This window comes from Mesorhizobium sp. M7A.F.Ca.ET.027.03.2.1, from assembly GCF_003999175.1.
Taxonomy (GTDB): domain Bacteria; phylum Pseudomonadota; class Alphaproteobacteria; order Rhizobiales; family Rhizobiaceae; genus Mesorhizobium.
The window spans coordinates 1-4,087 of the sequence record NZ_RZOM01000542.1 but is presented as its reverse complement, the minus strand read 5'-3'; the positions used below and the strand labels follow the sequence as shown (position 1 = coordinate 4,087).

5 protein-coding genes and 1 pseudogene are annotated in these 4,087 nt (G+C 61.5%); all 6 read right to left on the bottom strand.

Translation table 11 applies throughout. The features are described from left to right. On the bottom strand, positions 1–640 hold a 640-nt coding region (locus EN750_RS21755), incomplete at its 3' end, for a phosphodiester glycosidase family protein (RefSeq protein WP_127397606.1). Between the two features lie 76 nt (positions 641–716). Continuing rightward, positions 717–1,589: an undecaprenyl-diphosphate phosphatase gene (locus tag EN750_RS21750; RefSeq protein WP_127269867.1), complete on the bottom strand. Its 873-nt coding sequence runs from the start codon at positions 1,587–1,589 to the stop codon at positions 717–719. Positions 1,590–1,777: 188 nt separating this feature from the next. After that, on the bottom strand, positions 1,778–1,975 hold the full coding sequence (locus tag EN750_RS21745) for a hypothetical protein (protein WP_013532087.1): 198 nt from the start codon (positions 1,973–1,975) through the stop codon (positions 1,778–1,780). Between the two features lie 185 nt (positions 1,976–2,160). Then, positions 2,161–2,277, bottom strand: a pseudogene (locus EN750_RS21740) (GFA family protein); the annotation flags it as partial. Between the two features lie 90 nt (positions 2,278–2,367). Beyond that, a complete protein-coding gene (locus EN750_RS21735; RefSeq protein ID WP_127397605.1) occupies positions 2,368–3,342 on the bottom strand; it encodes an alpha/beta hydrolase in 975 nt (324 codons plus the stop codon). A gap of 24 nt (positions 3,343–3,366) precedes the next feature. Beyond that, entirely contained in the window at positions 3,367–3,852 is a 486-nt protein-coding gene (locus tag EN750_RS21730) for an SRPBCC family protein (protein ID WP_127397604.1), read from the bottom strand. Positions 3,853–4,087: the final 235 nt, after the last annotated feature.

Here is a 4,087-nt window from a genome sequence, read left to right as displayed (position 1 = left end):
CATGGAAGGTCACCGAGCCATTCGAAATCGCAAAAACCGCGACGCCGTCCTTTCGCACCCCGACACCGTCGCGGGTTTTCCGTGAAGTGCCGTCAGCCTGGAATTTTGGATGCAGCTTGCCGTCGATCACCAGCATCGGCCCCGATTGCGTCGCATAGTCGACTGTCGGGCGCCTTTTCACGAAATCCCTGGTGGCACGGACTGCGGCCTTGCCGTTTCGCATGTAGAAAATGCCGTTCGGCTGCAGGGAAAAATTGCCGCTTCCCGATCCCGTTTTCACCGAGGCCATCTCCTGGCCACGCTCGACATAGAGGCCGACCGGCGCGAGGTTCGGGTGATACATACCGGCATTGATGCCGAACAGCATGGTGCGCCCTGCCGCCTGTTGCGTGGCATGCAGATTGTGCAGCGACTGAAACGGCTTGCCCGCCGCATCCTTCCAGAACAGCTCGAGCTGATATCGTTTTGGATCGACCTCGCAAACGAGATAGCTGGTCGCCTCGAAGGTGAAGTCCCGGCATGGCGGCAGTGAAGCGGTCCACTGGCCAAATCCCATGCCAAATGCCGCCACCGACGGCAGTGCGCCCTTGGCCAATGCCAGCAGCAACGGCAATGATTGCAGGAGGGTCAGGAAATCCATGCGCTTACCGGAATCGAAGTTCGTGGTCCGGTACGGATATAACCTGTTTCAAGCGAGACTGTGAAAGGCTCTGGACTTAGGCAAGCCATCCCATGGCGACGCTCAACAACAAGACGATGCCGAGCAGGCCGCGATAGATGACGAACGGCCAAGCCGAGAAACGCTCCAGCACGTGCATCAGCCCCCATATGGCGAAGAAGGCGGAGATCGACGCAACGACCAGCCCGACAGCAAGCACCGACCAGCCATGGGCGTCGAGATGGACCTTGTGCAGTTCCCAGAGTTCCTTGAGGCCGGCGAGCGCGATGGCAGGCAGCCCGAGCAGGAATGAGAAGCGCGCCGCCTCGGCCCGCTTGAAGCCGAGCCCCAATGCCGCCGTCAGGGTCGAGCCCGAGCGCGACACGCCGGGAACAAGCGCGCCGATCTGGGCAACACCGACGAGCAGCGCATCGGTCAGCGACGCGCCCCCCATGCTGCGCCGGTGACGAGCAAAGATCTCGGCCAGCGCCAGCAGGATCGCCATTGCGATGCAGGCCCAGCCGATCACCGTCAGGCTGCGTAGCGGCGAATTGCAGGCGTTGAGCACGCCAGACAGCGCCACGCCGGCGATGACGATCGGGATCGTCGCCAGCACGATCCAGAGCGCCAGCTTGAAATGCCGGTCGGCGAAATCGCGTCGCGCCAGAGCGTTGAAAGAACCAAACAGGATATTCCTGACATCACTCCAGAAATAGCTGACCACCGCGGCAAGAGCCGCGAGTTGCATGGCGGCGGAGAAGGCGGAGCCAGGATCCTGCCAGCCGAGCACGGCCGGCACGATGCGCATATGGGCGGTCGAGGAAATCGGCAACAGTTCGGTGATGCCTTGCACCACGCCGAGGAACGCCACCTTGGCGAACCCCAGGCCGACGAAGCCCGTATCCAGGCCTTGTGTGCAGATATCGGCCAAAATCGAATTCCGTGCATGAGAGATCGGAGTTGCGTGGACCGACCATCGGTCAATCCTGGGCAAGCCTTATCGTCATGGGCCGGATAATCAATTTACGGATTTGTAAGCTGGCGTGCCGAAGTGCACGCCGTTCGAAACCGGCCCACCTTGGAGCCGGCTTGAGATACACAGCGAAAATCGCAAAGCGACTACGGGCAGAGCCAGAGTTTCTGGCATGTCCTGGCGATCACATGCGCCGGCGGCACTTCGGGCTCATCGGTCGAAGGCCGGCGAGCCCGTTCGAGCAGCATGCGCACCTGTTCGGGGCGCACACGATCGCGCTCCATCACAAGCAGGACCATCGGATCGCTCAAAAGCTCGTCCAGGGTGCTGATGCTGTCGTTCATCCGTCGTCTCCTCGAATGCCGTACCCGCGACCCATAAATAGGGAGACAATGATGGCCCGCCAATGACGCTTTGCCGGCTATCTCGTGTCGATTTGGATTAAATTTTGGCCATGCTTGCGCTCTCCCCTGGCCCTTGGCGCTGCGCGTCGATCCACTCCTTCCACAACAAGGGGAGAAGGGAAAAATCAGCCTGGCGGAGGGGCGCCTTCGTATTTCGGCAGGCTGTCATCGAGCACCACCCAGGGCTGCTTCGAGCCCGTGAAAATATGCATTTGCGGCTTGAAAACCGTGGGATCGTCGAGCCATGCGAGTGGGGGTGAAGCCATGACGCCGAAAGCCGTCATGGCAGCCACGGAAAGCGGCTGCCCGCTAACAGCCGGCGGCCTTGGCGTTCACTCCGTTTCGCCGACGACCTCGTCCCAGGTTTTGACCTTGGTCTGGCCGTTGAGGAACGGCAGCGCGGCGGCCGTCAGTTCGGGGGCGAAGAAAGTGTCGTAGTGGGTGCGGTTGGGCAGGATCGCCAGGCGGTTTTGCGACAGGTTCTCGCGCATCCAGCCGGCATCCTTCAGCCCGCCGCCGAGCATCTGATAGAACTTGATCTCGTGTTCGGGCTTGTACATATCGCTGTCGCCATAGACCAGCATGACCGGCATCTTCAGCTTGGCGACGTCGGCCGCGTAGTCGCGGTTCTGACGCATGAAGCCGCCCAGCGCATCGAGGAGCTTCGGGAACTCCTCAGGATGCGGCGCCACGGCGACGTAGGATTTGTACATCGGCGTCTCCTTCATGAACTCAGCCGCGGCCGCGCTCACCTGTGCCTGCTGGGGACGCATCTCGTCATAGAAGCCGTCCGTGGCGTAGCCGGTCGATACCAGGACGAGGCGGCGCACCGCTTCGGGATTCTGGGCGGCCATGCGGAAGGCGACGCCGCCGCCCAGCGAATAGCCCATGACATCGACCTGATCGTAACCGAGCGCCTTGACGATGGCGGCCATGTCGTCGCCCATCGCCTCCACGGTGAATGGGCGGTCGCCCAGCGCGGTGCGACCGTGACCCTGCAGGTCGACGCCGATGACGGTGCGGTTTTCGGCAAGTTTCGGCAGGATCGGCGCGAACATATCCGTGGTGCCGAGACCGCCATGCAGCAGAAGCAGCGGCTCGCCCTTACCATAGATGGCATAATAATAATTCAGGCCGTTGATCGGCAGCAGGCCGGACTTTTCCGGCTTCGGCAGTGCGTTCGTCTCAGTCGTCATGGCGGGTTTTTTCTCCTCCGCATTGGTGGTGCCTGGGCAGCCAACGAGCGCTGCAACCGAAGCAAGAATGGCGAAAACAGGGTTTTGGACATATCGATCTCCTCTCGTCATGCCGGTATCAGAGCGTCATGCGGATCAAAGCGTTTTGGCGAGTTCTTCGAGCTGGTCGGCGCACTGTCCCCAACCCTCGTGGAAACCCATCTTCTCATGCTGTTCGCGGTCGGCGACGCTCCAGTGCCTGACCCGAGCGATGTAGCGGGTCTTGCCATTGCCCTCGTCCTCGAAGGTCAGCGCGACGGTCATGAACGGCTTTTCCGAAGGCTGCCAAGCCTCTGTGTAGGCGTCGGTGAGGACGATCTTCCTGCCGGGAACGACTTCGAGGAAGACTCCCGGGTTGGGGAATTCGTTGCCGTCCGGGCTAGCCATGACGACAAGGCTCGACCCGCCGGTGCGCACATCCATCTCGGCGCGCGGCGTCGTCCACGGCTTTGGCGAGAACCAGCGCGTAATCAGTTTCGGGTCAGTCCAGCAGCGATAGACGTTTTCGCGCGGTGCATCGATGATGCGGGCGAGAACCAGTTCACGGTCGTTGTTGGGGGCGATGTCGAGCTTGATGGTCATGATGGCGTCCTGCGTTTGATCTGGCTTCCGTCCCAAGGACGAGCCGATGAACCGCAAACCGACATCGCCCGCAAAGAAAATGTCGACACCTTCTCGATGGGCCGAGGCGTCACCCACCTTCGTCATCAATGGGCGAAGCAGGAGCGCAGCGACGCAGCGCAGACCCGAGGATGACGAAGCGATAAAAACCTCTGCGCCGAGAAACCGGACGTGTCAGTGGCGCTTGGCTTGCACC

What these genes read in the sequence shown, in the direction of transcription:
- EN750_RS21745 (WP_013532087.1), bottom strand. Translation starts at nt 1,975, where the DNA reads ATGAACGACAGCATCAGCACCCTGGACGAGCTTTTGAGCGATCCGATG.
- EN750_RS21735 (WP_127397605.1), bottom strand. Translation starts at nt 3,342, where the DNA reads ATGACGAGAGGAGATCGATATGTCCAAAACCCTGTTTTCGCCATTCTT.
- EN750_RS21730 (WP_127397604.1), bottom strand. Translation starts at nt 3,852, where the DNA reads ATGACCATCAAGCTCGACATCGCCCCCAACAACGACCGTGAACTGGTT.